This window comes from Streptomyces sp. NPDC056296, assembly GCF_042268605.1.
Taxonomy (GTDB): Bacteria; Actinomycetota; Actinomycetes; order Streptomycetales; family Streptomycetaceae; genus Streptomyces.
Genome location: NZ_JBHJRX010000019.1, coordinates 62,412 through 82,877, shown reverse-complemented (window position 1 = coordinate 82,877; position 20,466 = coordinate 62,412). Strand labels below are relative to the sequence as shown.

The 20,466-nt window shown below is 73.0% G+C and carries 21 protein-coding genes; 12 read left to right on the top strand and 9 right to left on the bottom strand.

The annotated features are described in order from the left end of the window. Positions 1–23: 23 nt before the first annotated feature. Positions 24–905: a hypothetical protein gene (locus ACFCZF_RS16350; protein WP_376672216.1), complete on the bottom strand. Its 882-nt coding sequence runs from the start codon at positions 903–905 to the stop codon at positions 24–26. 243 nt (positions 906–1,148) lie between these two features. On the opposite strand from ACFCZF_RS16350, the gene ACFCZF_RS16345 reads away from it, so the two are divergent. Beyond that, on the top strand, positions 1,149–3,233 hold the full coding sequence (locus ACFCZF_RS16345) for a SpoIIE family protein phosphatase (protein ID WP_376672215.1): 2,085 nt from the start codon (positions 1,149–1,151) through the stop codon (positions 3,231–3,233). Positions 3,234–3,245: 12 nt separating this feature from the next. On the opposite strand, the gene ACFCZF_RS16340 is transcribed toward ACFCZF_RS16345, so the two are convergent. Together ACFCZF_RS16340 and ACFCZF_RS16335 are read right to left on the bottom strand one after the other, a co-directional pair. Next, on the bottom strand, positions 3,246–4,091 hold the full coding sequence (locus tag ACFCZF_RS16340; RefSeq protein WP_376672214.1) for a putative protein N(5)-glutamine methyltransferase: 846 nt from the start codon (positions 4,089–4,091) through the stop codon (positions 3,246–3,248). Between the two features lie 172 nt (positions 4,092–4,263). After that, positions 4,264–5,280 (bottom strand): hypothetical protein, encoded by a 1,017-nt coding sequence (locus tag ACFCZF_RS16335; protein WP_376672213.1) that lies wholly within the window; start codon positions 5,278–5,280, stop codon positions 4,264–4,266. A gap of 142 nt (positions 5,281–5,422) precedes the next feature. Between ACFCZF_RS16335 and ACFCZF_RS16330 the strand changes: the two genes are divergently transcribed. The 7 genes from ACFCZF_RS16330 to ACFCZF_RS16300 all read left to right on the top strand — a co-directional run bounded on the left by ACFCZF_RS16330 (position 5,423) and on the right by ACFCZF_RS16300 (position 11,566). Next, the gene (locus ACFCZF_RS16330) at positions 5,423–5,899 is read left to right on the top strand and encodes a MarR family winged helix-turn-helix transcriptional regulator (RefSeq protein WP_376672259.1); all 477 of its coding nucleotides are present in this window, start codon (positions 5,423–5,425) and stop codon (positions 5,897–5,899) included. Between the two features lie 92 nt (positions 5,900–5,991). Then, positions 5,992–6,597 carry a sulfite oxidase-like oxidoreductase gene (locus tag ACFCZF_RS16325; RefSeq protein ID WP_376672212.1) on the top strand — a complete coding sequence of 202 codons (606 nt, stop codon included), beginning with the start codon at positions 5,992–5,994 and terminating at the stop codon, positions 6,595–6,597. Then, on the top strand, positions 6,590–7,366 hold the full coding sequence (locus tag ACFCZF_RS16320) for a ferredoxin reductase (RefSeq protein ID WP_376672211.1): 777 nt from the start codon (positions 6,590–6,592) through the stop codon (positions 7,364–7,366). The genes ACFCZF_RS16325 and ACFCZF_RS16320 overlap by 8 nt, the downstream gene beginning before the upstream one ends. A gap of 232 nt (positions 7,367–7,598) precedes the next feature. Further along, positions 7,599–8,183: a hypothetical protein gene (locus ACFCZF_RS16315; protein WP_376672210.1), complete on the top strand. Its 585-nt coding sequence runs from the start codon at positions 7,599–7,601 to the stop codon at positions 8,181–8,183. A 191-nt stretch (positions 8,184–8,374) separates the two neighbouring features. Then, positions 8,375–9,343, top strand: coding sequence for an acetylxylan esterase (locus tag ACFCZF_RS16310; RefSeq protein ID WP_376672209.1), 969 nt, complete (start codon positions 8,375–8,377; stop codon positions 9,341–9,343). Positions 9,344–9,512: 169 nt separating this feature from the next. Next, the gene (locus ACFCZF_RS16305; RefSeq protein ID WP_376672208.1) at positions 9,513–10,679 is read left to right on the top strand and encodes a serine hydrolase domain-containing protein; all 1,167 of its coding nucleotides are present in this window, start codon (positions 9,513–9,515) and stop codon (positions 10,677–10,679) included. Between the two features lie 143 nt (positions 10,680–10,822). Beyond that, positions 10,823–11,566 carry a GntR family transcriptional regulator gene (locus tag ACFCZF_RS16300; protein WP_375908441.1) on the top strand — a complete coding sequence of 248 codons (744 nt, stop codon included), beginning with the start codon at positions 10,823–10,825 and terminating at the stop codon, positions 11,564–11,566. 18 nt (positions 11,567–11,584) lie between these two features. Here ACFCZF_RS16300 and ACFCZF_RS16295 read toward each other — a convergent pair whose 3' ends face one another. Next, positions 11,585–12,310, bottom strand: coding sequence for a class I SAM-dependent methyltransferase (locus ACFCZF_RS16295; protein ID WP_375908444.1), 726 nt, complete (start codon positions 12,308–12,310; stop codon positions 11,585–11,587). A gap of 4 nt (positions 12,311–12,314) precedes the next feature. Then, positions 12,315–12,902 carry a PadR family transcriptional regulator gene (locus ACFCZF_RS16290; protein ID WP_376672207.1) on the bottom strand — a complete coding sequence of 196 codons (588 nt, stop codon included), beginning with the start codon at positions 12,900–12,902 and terminating at the stop codon, positions 12,315–12,317. 95 nt (positions 12,903–12,997) lie between these two features. Between ACFCZF_RS16290 and ACFCZF_RS16285 the strand changes: the two genes are divergently transcribed. The 3 genes from ACFCZF_RS16285 (at position 12,998) to ACFCZF_RS16275 (ending at position 16,223) form a co-directional block, all read left to right on the top strand. Then, entirely contained in the window at positions 12,998–13,408 is a 411-nt protein-coding gene (locus ACFCZF_RS16285) for a nuclear transport factor 2 family protein (RefSeq protein ID WP_376672206.1), read from the top strand. 372 nt (positions 13,409–13,780) lie between these two features. After that, positions 13,781–14,920, top strand: coding sequence for a transcription termination factor Rho (gene rho / locus ACFCZF_RS16280; RefSeq protein WP_376672205.1), 1,140 nt, complete (start codon positions 13,781–13,783; stop codon positions 14,918–14,920). Between the two features lie 121 nt (positions 14,921–15,041). Next, complete coding sequence (locus tag ACFCZF_RS16275; protein ID WP_376672204.1) at positions 15,042–16,223, top strand: D-alanyl-D-alanine carboxypeptidase family protein; 1,182 nt, start codon at positions 15,042–15,044, stop codon at positions 16,221–16,223. A 16-nt stretch (positions 16,224–16,239) separates the two neighbouring features. Here ACFCZF_RS16275 and ACFCZF_RS16270 read toward each other — a convergent pair whose 3' ends face one another. The 4 genes from ACFCZF_RS16270 to ACFCZF_RS16255 form a co-directional block, all read right to left on the bottom strand. After that, positions 16,240–17,163, bottom strand: a complete 924-nt coding sequence (locus tag ACFCZF_RS16270) for a glutaminase (protein ID WP_376672203.1) — start codon at positions 17,161–17,163, stop codon at positions 16,240–16,242. Beyond that, positions 17,160–17,318: a hypothetical protein gene (locus tag ACFCZF_RS16265; RefSeq protein WP_375908509.1), complete on the bottom strand. Its 159-nt coding sequence runs from the start codon at positions 17,316–17,318 to the stop codon at positions 17,160–17,162. Before ACFCZF_RS16265 ends, ACFCZF_RS16270 begins: the two co-directional genes overlap by 4 nt. 118 nt (positions 17,319–17,436) lie before the next feature. After that, a complete protein-coding gene (locus tag ACFCZF_RS16260) occupies positions 17,437–18,453 on the bottom strand; it encodes an asparaginase (RefSeq protein ID WP_376672258.1) in 1,017 nt (338 codons plus the stop codon). Positions 18,454–18,512: 59 nt separating this feature from the next. Continuing rightward, positions 18,513–19,190, bottom strand: coding sequence for a FadR/GntR family transcriptional regulator (locus tag ACFCZF_RS16255; protein WP_376672257.1), 678 nt, complete (start codon positions 19,188–19,190; stop codon positions 18,513–18,515). A 202-nt stretch (positions 19,191–19,392) separates the two neighbouring features. Here ACFCZF_RS16255 and ACFCZF_RS16250 point away from each other — a divergent pair, with 202 nt between their 5' ends. Then, complete coding sequence (locus ACFCZF_RS16250) at positions 19,393–20,451, top strand: fatty acid desaturase family protein (RefSeq protein ID WP_376672202.1); 1,059 nt, start codon at positions 19,393–19,395, stop codon at positions 20,449–20,451. Positions 20,452–20,466 lie beyond the last annotated feature (15 nt).

Below are 20,466 nucleotides of genomic sequence, written 5' to 3'. Positions count from 1 at the left end.
CCGCCCGATGCGAAGGGGGCGGGTCAGCCCCGTGTGAAGCGGTAGGTCTTGCTGTCCGTCAGCACGCAGAAGCCCGGCGACACGACGATCACCCGCAGGGTGCCGGTACGGCGGTCATAGTCGATGCCCTCCGTCTCGAAGCCGCCGGAGCAGGCGCTGCGCAGGGGCAGCTGCCGCAGGGCGGTGACGTGGCCGGTGACGTCGGAGGTGCCGTTCGGCGCGGCGGACAGGTCGATCCGCAGCAGTGGCTTGGTGATGCCGAAGAGGGTGCCCGCCGGGTCGTCGGAGGAGCACAGCAGCGTGGTCGCGTCGAGGAAGTCGCAGCCCTGGACGTCGCGCACGGCGTGGTCCAGGTGGACGGTGGCCGCCTGCGGCAGGTTCGCCGAGGGCGAGGTGCTCGCGTTGACGCCGGGTGTCGGGAAGACCAGCAGCCGGTTCATGGTGCCCCACTCGCCCGCCAGCATCCACTGGCCGTCCGGGGAGATCGCGGACCAGGAGTTGTTCAGCGCCTCGCCGGGACTCAGCGTGTGCACGTACTCCGACCAGCGCCCGTCCGGCGCCTGCACGCGGAACATCTTGGTGTTCCCGTCGTCCCGCTGGTACGGCTCGACGTAGTGGCCGTCGTAGGAGGCGTCGGGGTCGCCGACGTGGTTCCAGCCGCGGCTGCTGAGCCCCAGGGGAATGGTGCCGATGCCCGTGTAGCGGTTGGGGCTGCCGGCCGGGACCTCGACCGAGGCCAGGCCCTGGCTCTCGGTCAGCGGGTCGGCGCGGTCGGAGCCCACCTCGGTCCAGGTGTCGGCGGTCGGCGCCGCCGAGGCGGCCGGACCGGCGATTCCGACGGCGAGGGCGAGGGCGGCGAGTCCGGTCAGGGCGGCGTGACAACGTTGCCGGGCGCGCAGGGGCATGGGCGGGCTCCTCGGTGGGGGGTGGGGCGGTACGCACTCGGCGCACAGTCTGTCCCGCTCGCACGGTCATGTACAGACCAACCTCGGCCGTGCTCCGTGCGGCGGGCGCCGCCGTGCCGGGTGATGCTGGAAGGAGACGGCAGAGCCCCGGAGAAACGGCCCTGTGCGCGGTGGAACGCGGTAGAACAAGGGAGTCGGCATCAAAAGGGCGTGCCGCGTGGAACGGCGAAGGCGGGGCGTGGGATGAGTGCAGCCGGGTCTGCCGGGTTCGGGGGCGACGCGTCGCCGCGCGGACCGGTGCGGCCCAGCGGGCTGCTCGACGTGCTGAACGTGGCCTCGGTCGTACTGGACACCGAGGGCCGGATCGTGCTGTGGAGCCCGCAGGCCGAGGAACTGTTCGGATACACCGCGCCGGAGGCGCTGGGGCAGTACGCCGCCCGCATCATGGTGCACGAACGCCATCTCGACCTGGTCGTGAAGCTGTTCGCCGAGGTCATGAAGACCGGCCAGAGCTGGGCCGGCGCGTTCCCCATCCGGCGCAAGGACGGCGACACCCGGCTGGTGGAGTTCCGCAACATGCGCCTCCTGGACGACCGGGGGGACGTCTACGCGCTGGGACTCGCCGTCGACCGGTCCACCGTGCGCCGGCTGGAGCACGACGTGGCGCTGTCCACGCGGGTGATCCGGCAGTCGCCGATCGGGCTGGCCGTCCTCGACACCGAGCTGCGGTACGTCTCGGTCAACCCGTCCCTGGAGGCCATGAACGGCATGACCGCCGAGGACCACCTCGGCCGGACGGTCCGCGAGGTGCTGCCCCTGGTGGACGCGGGCCCCCTGGAGGAGGCGGCACGCCGGGTGCTGGAGACCGGACGGCCGATCGTCGGCCAGCCCGCGACCGGGCGGACCCCCGCCGACCCGGAGGAGGACCACGTCTGGTCGCTCTCGCTGTACCGGCTGGAGGACGCCGTCGGTGCCGTACTCGGTGTCGCCGTCTCGGTCCTGGACGTCACCGAGCAGCACCGGGCCGGCGTCGAGGCCGAGGCCGCCCGGCGCCGGCTGGCCGCTGTCGCCGACGCCTCCGCGCGGATCGGCACCACGCTGGAGCTGGACCGTACCGCGCACGAGTTGGCCGATGTGGCCGTGCCGGACCTCGCCGACATCGCGGCCGTGGACCTGCTGGAGGCCGTGGTGAAGGGCCGGCGCAGCACCCTGGGCCCGGCCGAGCCCGCGGTGATCCGGGCCCTGGCCGTGCAGGCGGACGACGCCCCTCAGGCGCTGCGGGCGGCCGACCCGCCCGGCCAGGTCGCCCGGTACGGGCCGGACCGCCTGGTCACCGAGTGCGTGCGCACCGGCCGGCCGGTGATGGTGGAGCGGGTGACGGAGGAGGACCTGCCGCGCATCGCCCGTTCACCGGAGGCGGCCGAGCTGCTGCGCCGGGCGGGTGTGCACTCCTACCTGGCCGTTCCGCTGATCGCGCGGGGCGAGGTGCTGGGCGCCCTGGATCTCAAACGGATCGGCAATCCGCTGCCGTTCGGCGAGGACGACCTGCTGCTGGCCCGGGAGCTGGCCGTCCGTGCGGCGGTGCAGATCGACAACGCCCGCTGGTACCAGAACGCCCGCGACACCGCTCTCACCCTCCAGCGCAGCCTGCTGCCGAGCCATCCTCCGGTGACGGGCGGGCTGGAGGTCGCCTCCCGCTACCAGCCCGCCGAGGCGACCAGCGAGGTCGGCGGCGACTGGTTCGACGTGATCGAGCTGGAGGGCTGCAAGACCGCGCTCGTGGTGGGTGACGTGATGGGCAGCGGCATCGCGGCGGCGGCCTCCATGGGGCGGCTGCGCACCGCGACGAACACCCTGGCCGCCCTCGACCTCGATCCGGCCTTCCTGCTCGGGCATCTCGACCGGACCACGGCCGGACTGGACCAGGCCATCGCCACCTGCCTCTACGCGGTCCACGACCCGCACCGGCGGCAGTGCCTGATCGCCAACGCCGGGCACCTGCCGCCGGTCCGCCTGCGCGCCGGCCGTCCGCCGGAGCTGCTGGACCTGCCCACCGGGGTGCCGCTGGGGGTGGGCGGCGTCGCCTTCTCGACCACCACCGTCGATCTGGAGCCGGGCGACCGGCTGGTGTTCTACACCGACGGTCTCGTCGAGACGCGCCGGCATCCGCTGGACGAGCGGCTGGACGCGCTCCTCGCCCTGCTGGAGGGCCCGGACCGCCCGCTGGAGGAGGTCTGCGACCTGCTCCTGCGCACACTGCACGAGCCGGAGAACTCCGACGACGTGGCCCTGCTGATCGCCCGGGCCACGACGCCGGACGGGCCGTAGCGGGACCCGCCGCTACTCCCTCACGCCGATCACCACATGGGCGTACAGCTCCTCGCAGACCGCGAGGCGGGTGGTCAGGCCGGCGCGGGTGAAGGCGTCTACGGCCGCCGGTGCCTGGCGTTCGCTGGTCTCGGCCAGCAGGCAGCCGCCGGGCGCGAGCCAGCGGGGCGCCTCGGCGGCGACCCTGCGCAGCACCTGGAGGCCGTCGGTGCCGCCGTCGAGGGCGACCAGCGGCTCGTGGTCCCGGGCCTCGGCGGGCAGCAGGGCGACCTCGCCGGTGGGCACGTAGGGCACGTTGGCCGCGAGTATGTCCACCCGGCCGCGCAGCGTCGCGGGCAGCGCGTCGAACAGGTCACCGGCGTACACCCGGCCCCCGGCGTCCGCGAGGTTGCCGCGGGCGCAGTGCACGGCGGCCGGGTCGACGTCGGCGGCGTGCACCTCGGGCCGGTCGAGCGCGGCGGCCAGGGCGGCACCGACGGCGCCGGAGCCGCAGCACAGGTCCACGACGACGGCCGCGTCGGGCGCGTGCGCGAGGGCCTCGGTCACGAGGAACTCGGTACGGCGGCGGGGCACGAAGACACCGGGGGTGACGGCGATACGCAGGCCGCGGAACTCGGCCCAGCCCAGGACGAGTTCGAGGGGCAGTCCGGCGACGCGGCGGTCCACCAGGGCGTTGAGTTCCCCGGCGGTGCGGGCGGCGCCCAAGACCAGTTCCGCCTCGTCCTCGGCGAAGACGCAGCCCGCGGCGCGGAGCGCGGCCACGACGGAGTCACGCGACGGGAACGACGCGGAGAAAGGGGAGGGAAAGGAAGAGGTCGAGGAGGATGTGGAGGTGGGGGTGGAGAACAGTTGAGGCATGGAAGCCGAGAGCCTTTCGGGAACCGAAGGGCGCTCTCCCGGTCACCCGTTGGCGGTGACCGTACTGCCGTGAGGTGAGAGCACCCGGGCCGACACAGCGGTAATGGGTCTCACCTCCCAGGCGTCCGGCGGCCGGGAGTGTCCTCGGCCGCCGGTCACACTACCCCAACGATCAGACGCCGACGGCCTCCTCGGCCTCTTCGTCAGGCTCCGCCGCTTCCTCCGCCGGTGCCGCACCGCCCCGCTCGCGGAGGGCGGCGACCGCCGTCACCAGGAGGCCGAGCAGCAGCCAGGCGACCAGCGTCCAGACGCCGCGGCCCAGCCCGTCGCCGTCGAAGTACAGCAGGCTGCGGGCGCCCTCGACGAACCCGGCGCCGTTCCAGAAGGCGTGCAGGGTGCCGAAGAAGCCGTTCTGCAACTCGGGCCGGAACAGGCCGCCGGAGCTGGTGAAGTTGAGCATCACGAACAGCACCATCATGGCGAGCGTGGTCCACCTCTTGAGGAAGGTGTGCAGGCCCACGCCGATGAACAGGATGCCCGCGGCGTAGAGCCAGGCCAGGCCCCAGACACCGGCGAGATCGTGGTGTGCGAGGTGGAACACCGGCCCGGCGAGCAGGGCGCCGATCCCGCTGACCACGACGGAGACGCCGAGGGTGAGCAGGGCTCGGACGCGCATCGACAGGGCGCCACCGGCGGCGCCGAGGGCGGCCACGGAGGCGTAGGAGCCGATACTGACCGCGATCAGCAGGAAGAACAGGCCCTGGCCGGTGGGGTCGTCGTCGACCGGGGTGGCCACGTCGGTCACCTTCAGCGGGACGCCCTGCCGTTCGGCCAGCGGGGTGAAGACCTTCTCCGCGGCCATGGCGCCCATGTCGGACGCGGCGGTGGCCACCACGACCTCGGGCGCCTTGCCGTCGGGCACGTAGGCGCCGGTGATGTCGCGCGCCTTCAGCAGGTCGACGGCGTCGGCGCGGGTGGCGACGGTCCGTACGTCGAGGTCGGCGCCGGCCTTGTCCTTGACCGACTGGGCGAGCACCTTCGCCTCGGGTCCGGAGCCGACGACGGCGACCGGCAGGTGGTTCGGCTCGGGGGTGACGAAGGCCCCCATGTACGCGAGTCCCATCCCGACGCACATCAGCAGCGGGGTGATCAGGTGCGTGAGCACGTGGCGCAGGGCGTGCGACCTCATCGCTCACATCCTCCAATGACTGGTTTCAGCGGTGGCAGGTGGTTGGCCGGGCGGTCGGCCAGTTAGTTGGCTTATACAACTCTCTCTTCAAGTTGTACTATACAACTAGCAATGTGGAGGAGGACCCGTGACGGCAGCCGAGATGCCCGATGAGACGACTGTCACCCCCGGCGGCCGCCCTGCGGAGGCCGTGGAGACCATCCAGCGGGAGATGACGGCCTTCGCCCGCCGCGCCCGCGCCTCGGCGGGTCGCATGCACCCCGAGCTGTCGCTGGTCTCGTACACGCTGCTCGGCCACCTGGAGGAGCGGGACGGCTGCCGGGCCACCGACCTGGCCGCCCACTACGCCCTGGACAAGTCCACCGTCAGCCGTCAGGTGTCCGCCCTGGAGCGCACCGAACTCGTCGAGCGGCGCGTCGACCCGGACGACCACCGCGTCCAGGTCCTGCACCTGACGGAGGCCGGACGGCACATCCTGGCCCAGGTCACCGAGAGCCGCCGGACGGCCTTCCGGGAGCGGCTCGCCGACTGGCCCGAGGAGGACCTGGTCCGCTTCGCCGCGTATCTGGAGCGGTACAACGCGTGGCGGCAGGCCGCACCCGGCGAGGACCAGGGCTGAGGATCGCCCCTGGAGCACGTACGGTTGACCGCGTACGCACTGATCACGCCGGCCGCGGGCATCCCCTCGCGGCGGCCCGAAAGGCCCCCCGCATGAACACCACCCGAGGCTTCACCGGGCGCCCGCGCGCCGCCCGGCCGGGGCTGCCGCCCGGCCAGTACGACGCCGGTGACGACTGGCCCGTGCTGTCCGCCGAGGTCACGCCCGACGTGTCGCCCGCCGACTGGACCTTCCGCGTGAGCGGGCTGGTGGCCGAGCCCCGTACCTGGGACTGGGCCGGGGCGCACCGGCTGCCGTCGTCGGCGTACTCGGGCGACATCCACTGCGTGACCGGCTGGTCGAAGTTCGGGGTGCGGTTCGGGGGCGTGTCCCTGGACGCCTTCCTGGAGACGGCGCGCCCGCTGTCGTCCGCCACGCACGCCGTGGCCTACGCGCACACCGGCTACACCGCGAACCTGCCGCTCGCGGACCTGCTCGGCGGGCGCGCCTGGATCGTGTGGGATGACGACGGGCAGCCGCTGGCCCCCGAGCACGGCGGCCCGGCGCGGCTGGTGGTGCCGCATCTGTACTTCTGGAAGAGCGTCAAGTGGATCGCGGGCCTGGAACTCCTCGACCACGACGAGCCGGGCTTCTGGGAGCAGAACGGCTACCACGCGCGCGGCAATCCCTGGGAGGAGCAGAGGTACTCCGGTGACTGAGGCGGCGACGCACACGGCAGGGGCCTTCACTCCCCCGACGCGGTTCGCCGTGCCCGGGCGCATCGAGGTGAACGGCCGGGCGGCCGGGACGTGGCAGACCGCCACCCTCACGGAGATCCGTCGCGAGACGCACCGCGCGTCCACCTTCCGGTTCGCCGTGCCCGGCTGGGCGGGCCATCTGCCCGGCCAGCACCTGATGCTGCGGCTGACCGCCGAGGACGGGTACGTGGCCCAGCGCCACTACTCGCTGGCGTCGGCGCCGGACGACTCCGGGCACATCGAGCTGACCCTCGACCGTGTCGAGGACGGCGAGGTGTCCGGCTGGTTCCACACGGTCGCCCGGCCCGGTGACCGGATCGAGGTGCGCGGCCCGCTGAGCGGCTTCTTCGCCTGGCCGGGCGACCGGCCCGCCCTGCTGCTGGGCGCGGGCTCCGGGGTAGTACCGCTGATGTCGATGGTGCGGCACCACCGGGCGCTGGGACTGACGGTGCCGCTGCGCCTGCTGGTGTCCGCGCGCACTCCCGAGGAGCTCATCTACGCACGCGAACTCGGCGCGGAGACGACTCCCGTGTTCACCCGCGGCGCGCCGGCCGGGACGCCCGTGGGCCGGATGACGACCGCGCACCTGGCACCGCTCCTGGCCGAAGCGCCCGCCGACGGCTGGGAGGCCTACGTGTGCGGCTCCAACTCCTTCGCGGAGCACACCTCACGGCTGCTGGTGGCGGCCGGTCAGCCGGTGGACCGGATCCGGATCGAACGCTTCGGCTGACCCACGGCCGGTGCCCCGGTTTCTCCCGGGCGCCGCTGGGCACCTGTCCGCGGTGCGGAGCAGTCGTCCGGCGTTCCGGGGGTGGGCGACATGGTGAGCGAGGCGCGCCGAACGGGGTACCAGACCTGTGCGGGCACTCGCACGCGTGGCGCGACGCGGAGACACGGCGGCCCCCGCTCTCGTACGGCCGTCCGCCCGGCCCTCCGGTCGCTGTGATCGCGAGGAGGTCGACATGCGAACCCGGGTGCGCGGCTGGCGTATGCGGCGCAATACGCTGCGGCGCCGGTCGGACGTCGTCGAGGCGTGGACCGTGCTGTTCGTCGCGGTCCTGCTGATCGTGGGGGCACCGGTGCTCGGAGCCGCCACGGGCTGGTGGGCCCACGGTCAGGCCCAGGCGGTCGCGGCGGAGCAGCGCGCGGAGCGGCACCGCGTCCGCGCCGAGGTGGTCGGCCGGACTCCCGACACGCTGGCGTCGGTGCAGGCCGGCGGGCAGCACTCGTACCGCGCGACCGTCAGCTGGAGCACGTCGGACGGTGCCGACCGGAGCACCACGACCCGTGTCCCGACCGGCACCCGGCACGGTGACACGGTCGACGTGTGGCTGGACTCCCGGGGCGAGAGCGTGCCGCCGCCGACGGCCCGTTCCGCGGTCTGGCAGCACAGCGTCACGATCGGCGTGTGCACCACCGTGGGGGCGGCGCTCACGGTGCTCCTCGCACACTGCGCCGTACGCAAGGTGGCCCTCCGGCACCGGATGGCCGAGTGGGACCGCGACTGGGCCCTCACCGAACCCCAGTGGACGCGCCGCCGGGCGTGACGGGACGCCGGTGATCCGACCACCTGGCCCCAACCCGGGGCTCCGGCGCGACCCTCGCCGACGTTCGATCCGTCGAACCGCAGGTCAGGTCGGTCTCTGCCCGCCGACGATCTGGCGAGACCTCCGACCATTCACGTACGGTGTGATCACCCGCACGGTCCGGCACTGTCTCCCCGCAAAGGCGGTTCTCGATGGCCCTGTTCGACCTTCCGCTCCAAGAACTCCGCACCTACCGCAGCGCGTCGGCCGAACCCGAGGACTTCGACGCGTTCTGGAGCAAGACGCTCGACGAAGCCCGCGCGTACGACCTGGACGCCCGCTTCGAACCGGTCGACACGGGACTGTCCACGGTGCGGGTGCACGACGTGACGTTCGCCGGGTTCGGCGGTCACCCGGTGAAGGGGTGGCTGATCCTGCCGACCGCGGCGGAGGAACCGTTGCCGCTGGTCGTGGAGTTCGTCGGGTACGGCGGCGGGCGCGGGCTGCCGCACGAGCACCTGCTGTGGGCTTCCACGGGCCGGGCGCACTTCGTGATGGACACCCGCGGCCAGGGGAGCGCCTGGGGCGGCGGTGGCGGGACGGCGGACCCCGTCGGCGGCACGCCCGCCTACCCGGGCTTCATGACCCGCGGCCTGGACGCCCCCGAGAACTACTACTACCGCCGCGTCTTCACCGACGCCGTGCGCGCGGTCGAGGCGGCCCGCTCGCACCCGCTGACCGACCCGGCACGTACGGTCGCCCTCGGCGGGAGCCAGGGCGGCGGCATAACGATCGCCGTGGGCGGCCTGGTGCCGGACCTCACGGCCGTCGCGCCGGACGTGCCGTTCCTCAGCGACTTCCCGCGCGCGACCAAGCTCACCGACCGGCACCCCTACCGGGAGATCGGCCTGTACCTCAAGACGCACCGCGGCCGCACCGAGGACGCGCTGCGCACGCTGTCCTACTTCGACGGCGTGCACTTCGCGGCGCGCGGCCGGGCGCCCGCCCTGTTCTCGGCGGCCCTGGAGGACCAGACCTGCCCGCCGTCGACCGTCTTCGCGGCGTTCAACGCCTGGGCGCACGCCGAGAAGGCGATCGAGGTGTACGACTTCAACGACCACGAGGGCGGCGGGCCCTTCCAGGAGGCGGCGAAGCTGCGCTGGCTGCGCTCGTACCTCTGAGTCCGCCTTTCGCCGGCCCGCCCGACCGGCTGCCCGGCTGCCCGGCCGCCTCGCCGCGATCCCGCCTCGTCCGGGTCGGCGGGCTTCCGTCCAGTCCGACCAGTCGGTACGTTCATGGAGCCGGGCCGCGACGGTGCGGCCCGGCTTCCTGCGTACGACGGAGGGCCCCATGTCCGAGGACGAGGCGCAGGTTCACGGCCACTGCGACACCCGCTTCGCGGCGGTACGCACGGTGTTCGAGGAGAACTTCCGGGACCGCGGCGAACTGGGCGCCGCGGTGACCGTCACCGTGGACGGCGCGACGGTGGTGGACCTGTGGGGCGGATGGGCCGACGCGGCCCGCAGCCGGCCGTGGGAGCGGGACACGCTGGTCAACGTGTGGTCGACGTCCAAGGGCCCGACCGCCCTGTGCGCCCACGTCCTCGCCGACCGAGGACTGCTGGACCTCGACGCGCCGGTGGCCGTGTACTGGCCCGAGTTCGCGGCGGCGGGCAAGGAGAAGGTCCTCGTGCGGCATCTGCTGTCGCACCGCGCCGGCCTGTCCGGGCTGCGTGAGCCGCACTCGGCGGCGCAGTTGTACGACTGGGACCTGACCACCGGTCGACTGGCGGCCATGGAGCCCTGGTGGGAGCCGGGTACGCGGTCCGGGTACCACGCGATCACCTACGGCTTCCTGGTCGGTGAGGTCGTGCGGCGGGTGTCGGGGCTGCTGCCCGGGGCGTTCCTGGAGCGGGAGGTGACCGGGCCGCTCGGCATCGACTTCACCATCGGACTGCCGGAGAAGGAGTCGGGGCGGGCGGCCGAGCCGGTGCATCCGCGGGTGGCCTCCGACAGCGAGCAGGCCGCGGTCTTCGCCCAGTTGGCGCCCGCGGCCGTGGCGGCGCTCACCAATCCCCCGATCGGCGCCACGGAGGCCAATACCGCCGCGTGGCGGGCCGCCGAGATACCGGCGGTGAACGGACACGGCACCGCGCGGGCGGTCGCCGCGCTGTACGGGATCCTCGCGGGCCGGGGCTCGTACGACGGCCACCGCGTGCTGTCCCGGGAAGCCGCCGAGCGGGTGCGCGAAGGACAGGGTGCCTGCCGCGACCTCGTCCTCGGCGCCGGCTTCGCGCACGAGACCGAGGTCGGGCTGGGGCTGTGGCTCAGCGGCCCCAACGGCTCCTACGGCCCCGATCCGCGGGCTTTCGGACACGACGGCTTCGGCGGCTCCTGCGGTCTGGCGGACCCGGACGCGGGGGTCTCGCTGGGCTACGTCATGAACCGCATGGGACCGCACATCGCCGACGACCCGCGGAAGACGGCACTGGTGGACGCCCTGTACAGCGCCTTGTGAAGGGGTGACGGACGGCCGACGCGCGGGTGAGGTTTCGGCCGAACCGGCGGACCGCTCTTCCCGGTTGGTTTAGACCAATGATACTTCTGGTGGCGCACCGAGCCCGCACGGCTACCGCACGTCACCAAACAGGAGGGCGCGGCATGGCCCGCACCACCCCGCACGACCACCCCGTCACCGACGCACAGCCCCTCTACCGGCGGGTGGCCGTACAGCTGCTCGGCGAGTTGCATGACGGGACCGTCCCACCGGGCGCACGACTGCCGGGCGAACGCCGACTGGCCGAGCACTTCGGGGTGAGCCGGGAGACCGTACGGCAGGCCCTGGAGGTGCTGCGCCGGGACGGCCTGCTCGCCACCGACCGGCGGGGCAGCCACGCCGCCCTGCCCGGCCCACCGGCACAGAGCCCGGCGTCCCTCACGTTCCCGGTCGGCGCCCGGACCGCGGAGCCGTGCACCGGCGACCGTGCCACCGTGACCTGGGAGGCTCCGCCGCCGGAGCACGCCGCGGCACTGGGGCTGGCGCCGGGCCGGCCGACCCTGGTGCACCGCTACCTGTCCGCGACCGCCGACGGGACCGGCCGGCGGACCGCGGTGACCTCGTTCTCCGCCGTGGCGCTCGCCGAGGTCGAGGAGTTGGCCCGGTACCGCGACCGCGCCGACGGCACCGCCTCGGCGCAACTGCGGCGGGCCTACGACTGGATGCGCCGGGCGGGCCTGACCCTGCATCACCGCGACACGATCAGCCGCCTCGCGGACACGCCGTCGGTGCGGGTCGTCCGGCGGGTGCACGACCAGTACGCACGGCCCCTGGAGATCACGGACCTCCTCGTGGACGCCCGACAAGACGCGCTGGTCTATGAGTTCACCCTCCCGGCGGCCGGCTGATCCCGCCCGCGCACACCGTCAGGGCAGCCGCCGGGCCACGACCATCCGGACGCGCGGGCTGCCGTCGGGCCGGCGCCCGAAGCCGGGCAGGGCGTGCAGGTCCGTCCGGAAGCCGGCGCGCGCCAGTTCCCGGCCCACGTCCCCGAGCCGGAACGTCCGGTAGTACATGACGAACGGCGGCCGCCACAGCGCGTTGCGCGCCCGCATCACCGCGTCGAAGCCGAGCAGCGTCCAGTAGCCGCGGGAGCCGGGGCGGGGCGGCGCGACCACGGGGAAGGCGAAGCAGCCGCCCGGTCGCAGTACGGAGCGCACCTGGGTGAACAGGCCCGGCAGTTCACGGGGCAGGAAGTGTCCGAACGCACCGAAGCTGACCACCAGGTCGAACTCGGGACCGAACGGCAGAGCGCGGGCGTCCGCGCGCACCCAGGAGACCGCCGGCCCCTCGGGCACGACGCGCCCCCGCGCGACCTCCAGCATGCCCGCGCTGAAGTCGACCCCCGTCACGCGTTCCCGGCACACCCGGGCCAGTACGTCCACTCCCGCGCCGGTACCGCAGCACAGGTCGAGTCCGGCACCGAACGGCCCCATCGGCGCCAGTGCCGAGGCCACGGCGTCGAGCACCCGGTCCGGCGTCCGGTACGGGGTGTGCTCGAACTTCGGGGCGAGCAGGTCGTAGCCGCGCTCGACCGACGACAGTGCCTGGACGGCGAGTTCGCGCAGGGTGGGGCCTTCGGGGCTGAACATCAGGTCAGCCTAGAGGCTGCCCGGCGGGCCCGGTGGGGGCGCGCCGCTCCCGCAGCACCGTGAGGACGCGCTCGCACCAGCGGGCGTTCTCGCGCTCGAAGGTGATCCCGGCCAGCAGCGTGAGGTAGGGCCCGACACGGTCGGAGTCACGCAGGTACTCCTCCTCCCCACGGCCGTCCAGGAGGCGCTCTCGGACGCGCTCGTACCGGGCGAGTTTCCCCAGGGCCCAGGCCCGGCGCTCCTCCACCAGGGCGTGGACCCGGTCCGGGTCCACGCCGTCCATGGCCTGCATCTTGATCAGGAACTCGTCGCGGATGGCGGTGGGGCGCCGGGTCGGCTCGGCGGCGAAGGCGCCCAGCTGTTCCCGGCCCGCCTCCGTGAGCGAGAACAGCCGCTTGGTGGGCCGGCGTTCCTGCGGCACCGTCCGGGCCTCGATGAGTCCGTCGCCCGCGAGGCGCTCCAGCTCCCGGTAGAGCTGCTGCGGCGTGGCGGGCCAGAAGTTGGCGAGCGAGACGTCGAACACCTTGGACAGCTCGTAGCCCGAGGCCTCGCCCTCCAGCAGGGCGGCCAGGACGGCGTACTTGAGAGACATGTCGACACGCTAGCAAGTAAGGACTACTCTACTCTGCACCTATTCAAATAGTTCAGTACTTCTCACCGATCAGTACCTCTCACCGAGGAGATGTGATGCAGGCATTCCGCGCGGCGGTCGAGGCCCACGACCTCGACGCCGTCGAGGCACTACTGGCCGAGGACGTCGTCTTCACCAGCCCCGTCGTGTTCAAGCCCTACCACGGCAAAGCGATCACGACCGCGATCCTGCGCGGCGTCACCCGCGTCTTCGAGGACTTCCGCTACGAACGCGTCATCGGCGAGGCTGACGGCCCCGACCACGCGCTGGTCTTCACGGCGCGGGTCGGCGACCGCGAGATCGGCGGCTGCGACATCCTGCACCTCGACGAGTCCGGCCGTATCGACGAACTCACGGTGATGGTGCGCCCGCTGTCGGGCGCGCAGGCGCTGCAGGCCGCGATGGGCGCTCAGTTCGACCGGATCGCGCAGGAGGCACGGGAGGCTCAGGAACGTTCGGGCGACTGAGTCCGGCCCGGCATACGCGGAAGACGGAACAGAAGGCCGCCCCGGCCTCGTTGAACGGGGTGGGACGCGTGGAACGTCCCGCCCCACCGCCACTTCGCCCATTCCCGTGGTACGGTGTGGTCAGCACTTGTGTACGCCCTCCTGGGGCGCCGGTGCCAGTTTCCCTTCGGTTCGCCGACCCGCCCGTCCTTGTGCGACCGGCGCGTCCGCTTCTCAGCACAACCTCGTGAGCAGGGTCTTTCCCCGCCGTACCCGAGGTGCTGTTCCCGCCGTCCGGAGGCGTGTCGTCCGACCCCTCGCACGGCTTCTCCCCTTCCTTCCTTCCTTCCTTCCGCATGAGCCATGCCCGTGTCCTCGAAAGGACCGAACACCATGACCACCACACTCGAACGCCCCCCTGTGCAGCAGTCCCCGGCCGAGATCGCGAACGGTGTCCTCGACATCGACGCGGGCGGGAAGGGGCACCTGCGGGGCAGCAGCCTCCAGCCCGAGCCGTCCGACCTCTCCCTCTCCCCCGCGCTGATCCGCCGCCACGGCCTGCGCAAGGGTGACCTGGTCGAGGGCGTGCGCGGTGACCGGCGCACCCTGACCGACGTCGTCCGCGTCAACGGCCGCACCCCCGACCGGCAGGGCGGCCGACGGCACTTCCATGATCTGACACCACTGCACCCGCACGAGCGGCTGCGCCTCGAACACCCGGCGGCCGGCCTGACCGGGCGGGTCGCCGATCTGATCGCCCCGGTCGGCAAGGGCCAGCGCGGCCTGATCGTGGCCCCGCCGAAGACCGGCAAGACCGTCCTCCTCCAGCAGCTCGCCGCCGCCGTCGCCGGCAACCACCCCGACTCCCACCTGATGGTGGTGCTGCTCGACGAGCGGCCCGAGGAGGTCACCGACATGCGCCGGTCCGTGCGGGGCGAGGTGTACGCCTCGACCTTCGACCGGAGCGCCAAGCAGCACATCGCGCTCGCCGAGCTCGTGATCGAGCGGGCCAAGCGCCTGGTCGAGACCGGTGAGGACGTCGTCATCCTCCTCGACTCCCTCACCCGGCTGTGCAGGGCGCACAACAACGCCGCCTCCTCCGGCGGCCGCACGCTCAGCGGCGGCGTCGACGCCGGGGCGCTGCTCGGGCCGAAGCGGTTCTTCGGTGCCGCCCGGACGGCCGAGGAGGGCGGTTCCCTCACCATCCTCGCCACCGCCCTGGTGGAGACCGGCTCGCGTGCCGACGACTTCTACTTCGAGGAGCTCAAGGGCACCGGCAACATGGAGCTGCGGCTGAGCCGGGAGCTCGCCTCCCGCCGCGTCTTCCCGGCCGTGGACATGACCGGCTCCGGCACCCGCCGCGAGGAACTCCTGCTGTCCACCGCCGAGTCGACCGCCGTACGCGGACTGCGGCGCGCCCTGGGAAGCCGGGACGAACAGTCCGGCCTGGAGACACTGCTGGAGCGGATGCGCCAGACGCCGGACAACGCCACGTTCCTGCGACGCGTCCAGCCGACGCTGCCCGCCGCCTGACAGCGCACGTCCGCCGACGCTCCCCTGGCCGGCCGGTCGCCCCTACGGCATCCGGGTGCTTGCGAGCGCGACTCGGCCCGGGCAGCGTGGCGGTCCGGGGGCCCGTTCCTACGTTTGCGGTATGACTATCGGATTCTCATCCCGGGCGGCTCGATCCACCTGCGTGCTCTGTGTGGCAGGGCTGCTCACGCTCATGCCCGCCGCCGCGGCCGCCCGTGCGGTGCTGCCGGACCCAGGTCCGCCCGGCGGGCCACGCGCGGCGACAGCGCAGGCGACGCTGCTGTACCGCTCCGGGACACAGGTCCGGCCCCGCCCCGGCGCACCCGGGGTCCCCGATGTCTCCGCGCTGTCCTGGGTGGTCGCCGACGCCGGCACCGGTGACGTGCTGGCGGCACACGACGCGCATCGCAAGCTGCCGCCGGCCAGCACCCTCAAGACCCTGTTCGCTCTCACGGTGCTGCCGGTCCTGCCGGGCGGCATCCGCCACGAGGTGAGCGCCGACGAGCTGACCGGCATCGGCCCCGGCAGCAGCCTGGTCGGTGTCGTCGAAGGCCACACATACCGGGTCTCCGACCTGTGGAACGGCGTCTTCCTCAACTCCGGCAACGACGCCGTCCACGTCCTCGCCTCGCTCACCGGAGGCTGGAGCGCCACGGCCGCCCGGATGCAGGCCGAGGCCCGCGCCCTCGGCGCCCACGACACCCACGTGCGCTCACCCGACGGCTACGACGCGCCGGGCCAGGTGTCGTCGGCGTACGACCTGGCGGTCTTCGGCCGGGCGGGGCTGCGCAACCCGGACTTCGCGCGGTACTGCGCCAAGGTCGACGCGATGTTCCCCGGCCGGAACGGGGACTCGTACGGGATCATCAACACCAACCGGCTGCTCACCGGGGCGGACGGCGTGGAGCCGTACCCGGGGCTGATCGGCATCAAGAACGGCTACACCAGCAATGCCGGCAACACCCTGATCGCCGCCGCCCGCCGTGACGGGCGGACCCTGGTGGTGACCGTGATGAACCCCCAGGAGGGCGGCGGCCACGCCGTGTACGAGGAGGCCCGCTCACTGCTCGACTGGGGATTCGAGGCCGCCGGGCACGTCGACCCGGTGGGTTCGCTGGCGCCCGCGGGCGCCCGGCCTCGGCCGGGCCCGGAGGCCGTGCCCGCGTCGGTCACGGGGGCGCGGCCGTCGCAGCACGATCCGGGCTGGCCGGAGACCGGTGCGATCCTGGGCGTCGCCGGGCTCGGCGCGGGGGCCATGGCACTGGCTCTGCGGCTCAAACTGGTCCGGGTCCAGGACAGTTGACGTCTTCGCGCTCCGCTCAGAAGACCGACAGGCCCGTGAGCGTCGTGAAGCGGTCCAGCGCCGCCACCCCGGCCACCGAGTTGCCCCGCTCGTCCAGGCCGGGGCCCCACACGCACAGCGTGCAGTGGCCCGGCACCACCGCGATGATGCCGCCACCGACCCCGCTCTTGCCCGGCAGGCCCACCCGGTAGGCGAAGTCGCCGGCCGCGTCGTACGTCCCGCAGGTCAGCATCACCGCGTTGACCTGCTTGGCCTGGCTGCGGCTCAGCAGCCGGGTGCCGTCCGCGCGGATGCCGTGCCGGGCCAGGAACCCGGTCGCCAGGGCGAGGTCCGCGCAGGAAGCGGCGACGGAACACTGGCGGAAGTACTGCTCCAGCAGGACGGGCACGGGATTGTCGATGTTGCCGTACGCCGCCATGAAGTGGCCGAGGGCGGCGTTCCGGTCGCCGTGCGCGGTCTCGGAGGCGGCGACCTCCTCGTCGTAGGTCAGGTCCGGGTTGCCGCTCTCCGCGCGCAGGAAGGCGAGCAGTTCGCCCGCCGCGTCCCCGGTACGGGTGTGCAGGCGGTCGGTGACGACGAGGGCGCCCGCGTTGATGAACGGGTTGCGCGGGATGCCGTTCTCGTACTCCAGCTGCACCAGGGAGTTGAACGGGTTGCCGGACGGTTCGCGGCCCACGTGCTCCCAGAGCGCGTCGCGCTCGCGGGACAGGTCGAGGGCAAGGGTGAAGACCTTGGTGATGGACTGCGCGGAGAACGGCTCCCGCCAGTCCCCCACCCCGTACACCGTGCCGTCCGGCTCGGCGACGGCCATGCCGAAGCGGCGCGGGTCGCAGGCGGCGAGCGCCGGGATGTAGTCGGCGGGCCGGCCACTGCCTGGGGTCCGCTCGATCTCCTCGGCGATGCGCTCCAGGACCGGCTGGAAGGTCGTCCGCGTACTCATGCTCGCCATTCTTCCTCCGGGCCGGTCCCGGCGCGCGGTCGGGCGGGAGTGGTGCCGCTGCCGGTAAGGATCTCCGGCCGCAGCAGGGCGGTGCGCCGCTCGGCGGGCAGCAGCCCCTTCTCCAGGACGAGTTCGGCGACCCCGCGGCCGCTCACGAGGGCGGTGAGGGTGAGCGCCCCCGAGGGGCTCGGGCTGTGTCGCGGTGCGGCTCCGCCGCGCGGGCGGCGCGACCGGCCACGGCCGCGGCTCCCACGGGCGGCACCGAGCGGCGCTCTACCCGCACGAGGCGAGCGGAACGGCGTCCAGCGCGGGCACCGGACGTATGCGTCCCACCGGCTCCCCGCCTCCGAGCAGCGGTTCACCCGCGAACTCCGTGAGCAGCCGCGGTGCGACACCGGCCCGCGCGAGCGCAGCCGCGGCGACCGGGACGCGGGCCCGGTCGGCGCCGTCGGCTATCTTCACGGCGATCGCACCGCCGTCGGGCCGGGCGGCGACCTGGACTCCCTCGAAGCCGTCCTTGGCGAGCAGCCCGGGCACGGCCCGCATCAGCGCGGCGACGTCCCGGCCGGAACCGGAGGCCATCTCGGCGTGCTCGCGCATCGCGTCCGCCACGCGGGCCTCCGGGGTGCCGGGGACGGCGGTGGTGAGGCGGGCGGCGGCGCGGGCGAGACCGTGCAGGGAGATCGCGAACAGGGGCGCGCCGCAGCCGTCGACGGTCACTCGGGCGACGCGCTGCCCGGTGAGGTCCTCGACGATCTCGGCGATCGCCTGCTGGAGCGGGTGGCCGGGGTCGAGGTAGTCGTCCAGGGACCAGCCGTTGAGCACGCAGGTGTACAGCATGGCGGCGTGCTTGCCCGAGCAGTTCTGGGCGAGCCGGGACGGGAGGCGGCCCTCCCTGACCCAGGAGTCCCGGACTACCGGGTCGAAGGGCAGGTCGGGGATGTTGCGCAGGTCGCTCTCGGTGAGTCCGGCGAGTTCGAGGACGCGCCGGGCGCCGGCGAGGTGGCGTTCCTCGCCGGAGTGGCTGGCGGCGGCGAGCGAGAGCAGCTCGCCGTCCAGCGGCAGACCGGCGCGGACCATGGCGACGGCCTGGACCGGCTTGAGCGCGGAGCGCGGGTAGCAGGCGGCCTCGATGTCGCCGAGCTGGAGGCGTATCTCTCCGTCCGGGGCGAGGACGACGACGGAGCCGTGGTGGACGCCCTCGACGACGCCGCCGCGTACCAGGTGGGCGACGGGTGTGTGGAGGGGTTCACGGACGGGGGGCGGGTCCGCGGGGGAATAGCCGTACATCACTGCCTGGGGGTCGGGGTCGGGGGCCGGCGCGGTCGCCTGCGGCGGTCGGTGCTCGCTCACGCCTCGGGTGCGCCTTCCGTGGGGGTGTCCGTGCGGGTGGGGCGCACGATGTCGGTGAGGGTGGTCTCGACGCGGTCGAGATGGTGGGCCATGGCCTCTTCCGCGTCGTGGTCACTGCCGTCGAGCAGTGCCTCGACGATGGCCCGGTGCTCCCGGTCGGACTGTTCGCGCCGGCCGCCCAGTTCGTTGAGGAAGGCGGACTGGCGGGCCAGCGCGTCGCGGATCTCCTCGATGACCCGGCGGAAGACCGGGTTCTGGGCGGCCTCGGCCACGGTGAGGTGGAAAAGGGTGTCCATCGCGACCCACGCGGTGGTGTCCGTCTCCCGCTCCATGCGGTCCAGGAGGTGGGCGAGGCGGTCGAGGTTCTCCGGGGTGCGGCGGCGGGCCGCGTAGCCGGCCACCGGGATCTCGACGTGGCGGCGCACCTCCAGCAGGTCGCCGGCCGTGTAGTCGCCGAAGGTGGGGTCCTCGACGGCACTGGCGACGACGAAGGTGCCCTTGCCGGTCCTGGAGACGGTCAACCCCATGGTCTGCAGGGCGCGCAGGGCCTCGCGGAGCACCGGCCGGGAGACCTCCAGGGTGCGGCACAGCTCCGCCTCGGAGGGGAGCTTGTCGCCGATCGCGTACTCGCCGCGCTCGATCGCGCCGCGCAGGTGGCCGAGCACCGCTTCCATGGCGCTGACGCGCCGCGGGACCGCAGCGGCTGTCCGGCTGCCTGCTGTCTGGCTGTCTGACAGGTTCACGGAGTGATCCTGCGGGTCGGGCGGGAGTGCTGTCAAGGGAGGACCACAGGGCCGGGGGTGGTGCTAGCCACACCCCGCTTCGGGTGGCAGCCGTCATTCTGCGGCCGGGAAAACCGCCCGCATACTGAGGCACATGGCAACTCCAACGGTGCTCATCGAGAGCCCGCCCACGCGCGCACCGGAAAAGGGACGCGCAAAGGGAAGCGACTTTTCCGAACTCTCACGGCGTATAGCCGACGAGGGGCTGCTCCGGCGCCGCCCGCTCTACTACACGGTGCGTTTCGGTGCCGTCGCCCTCGCGCTCGCGGGCGGTGTCGCCGCCTTCGTCACGCTGGGGAACAGCTGGAGCCAGCTGTTCGTCGCGGTGGCGCTGGCCGTCGTCTTCGGCCAGCTCGGGCTGGCCGCTCACGACCTCGCCCACCGGCAGGTCTTCTCGCGCCGGCGTCCCAGCGAGATCGGCGGTCTCCTGGTGGCGAACCTGCTGCTGGGCATGAGCTACGGCTGGTGGATGAACAAGCACACGCGCCACCACGCGAATCCCAACCACGAGGAGAAGGACCCGGACGTCTCCCCCGACATCCTGGTGTGGTCACGGCGCCAGGCGAGCAGGGCCGAGGGGCTTCCCCGCTTCGTCGGGAAACACCAGGCCGCCCTGTTCTTCCCGCTGCTGACGCTGGAAGGTCTCAATCTGAGTTTCAGCAGCTTCAAGGCGCTGCGCAGCCCGTCCATGAAGCGGCCGGTGCTGGAGGGCACGCTCCTCGTCGCCCATTTCGCCCTGTACTTCGGCGGTCTGTTCACGGTCCTCTCCCCTGGCAAGGCGCTCGCGTTCATCGCCGTGCACCAGGGGCTGTTCGGGATCTACCTCGGATCGGTCTTCGCCCCCAACCACAAGGGCATGCCGATGATCGAGGAGGGCATGCGGCTCGACTTCCTGCGCCGCCAGGTCCTCACCTCCCGCAATGTGCGGGGCGGCGTGCTCGTCGACGCCTTCATGGGCGGCCTCAACTACCAGATCGAGCACCACCTCTTCCCCAGCATGCCGACGCCCGCCCTCGGCAGGGCCCAGGTCATCACCGAGCGGTACTGCGCCGAGCTGGGCGTCCCGTACTACCAGACGGGCCTGCTCGCGTCGCACCGCGAGGCGCTGCGGCACCTCAGGAGCGTCGGGGAGCCGCTGCGCGACGCCCACTGAGCAGCGGGGGGGGGC

Coding starts and splice junctions, on each gene's coding strand:
- ACFCZF_RS16275 (WP_376672204.1), top strand. CDS start 15,042: ATGACTATCGGATTCTCATCCCGGGCGGCTCGATCCACCTGCGTGCTC.
- ACFCZF_RS16285 (WP_376672206.1), top strand. CDS start 12,998: ATGCAGGCATTCCGCGCGGCGGTCGAGGCCCACGACCTCGACGCCGTC.
- ACFCZF_RS16255 (WP_376672257.1), bottom strand. CDS start 19,190: ATGGAAGCGGTGCTCGGCCACCTGCGCGGCGCGATCGAGCGCGGCGAG.
- ACFCZF_RS16340 (WP_376672214.1), bottom strand. CDS start 4,091: ATGCCTCAACTGTTCTCCACCCCCACCTCCACATCCTCCTCGACCTCT.
- ACFCZF_RS16305 (WP_376672208.1), top strand. CDS start 9,513: ATGTCCGAGGACGAGGCGCAGGTTCACGGCCACTGCGACACCCGCTTC.
- ACFCZF_RS16335 (WP_376672213.1), bottom strand. CDS start 5,280: ATGAGGTCGCACGCCCTGCGCCACGTGCTCACGCACCTGATCACCCCG.
- ACFCZF_RS16330 (WP_376672259.1), top strand. CDS start 5,423: ATGCCCGATGAGACGACTGTCACCCCCGGCGGCCGCCCTGCGGAGGCC.
- rho (WP_376672205.1), top strand. CDS start 13,781: ATGACCACCACACTCGAACGCCCCCCTGTGCAGCAGTCCCCGGCCGAG.
- ACFCZF_RS16325 (WP_376672212.1), top strand. CDS start 5,992: ATGAACACCACCCGAGGCTTCACCGGGCGCCCGCGCGCCGCCCGGCCG.
- ACFCZF_RS16315 (WP_376672210.1), top strand. CDS start 7,599: ATGCGAACCCGGGTGCGCGGCTGGCGTATGCGGCGCAATACGCTGCGG.
- ACFCZF_RS16260 (WP_376672258.1), bottom strand. CDS start 18,453: ATGTACGGCTATTCCCCCGCGGACCCGCCCCCCGTCCGTGAACCCCTC.
- ACFCZF_RS16350 (WP_376672216.1), bottom strand. CDS start 905: ATGCCCCTGCGCGCCCGGCAACGTTGTCACGCCGCCCTGACCGGACTC.
- ACFCZF_RS16310 (WP_376672209.1), top strand. CDS start 8,375: ATGGCCCTGTTCGACCTTCCGCTCCAAGAACTCCGCACCTACCGCAGC.
- ACFCZF_RS16250 (WP_376672202.1), top strand. CDS start 19,393: ATGGCAACTCCAACGGTGCTCATCGAGAGCCCGCCCACGCGCGCACCG.
- ACFCZF_RS16295 (WP_375908444.1), bottom strand. CDS start 12,310: ATGTTCAGCCCCGAAGGCCCCACCCTGCGCGAACTCGCCGTCCAGGCA.
- ACFCZF_RS16270 (WP_376672203.1), bottom strand. CDS start 17,163: ATGAGTACGCGGACGACCTTCCAGCCGGTCCTGGAGCGCATCGCCGAG.
- ACFCZF_RS16300 (WP_375908441.1), top strand. CDS start 10,823: ATGGCCCGCACCACCCCGCACGACCACCCCGTCACCGACGCACAGCCC.
- ACFCZF_RS16345 (WP_376672215.1), top strand. CDS start 1,149: ATGAGTGCAGCCGGGTCTGCCGGGTTCGGGGGCGACGCGTCGCCGCGC.
- ACFCZF_RS16290 (WP_376672207.1), bottom strand. CDS start 12,902: ATGTCTCTCAAGTACGCCGTCCTGGCCGCCCTGCTGGAGGGCGAGGCC.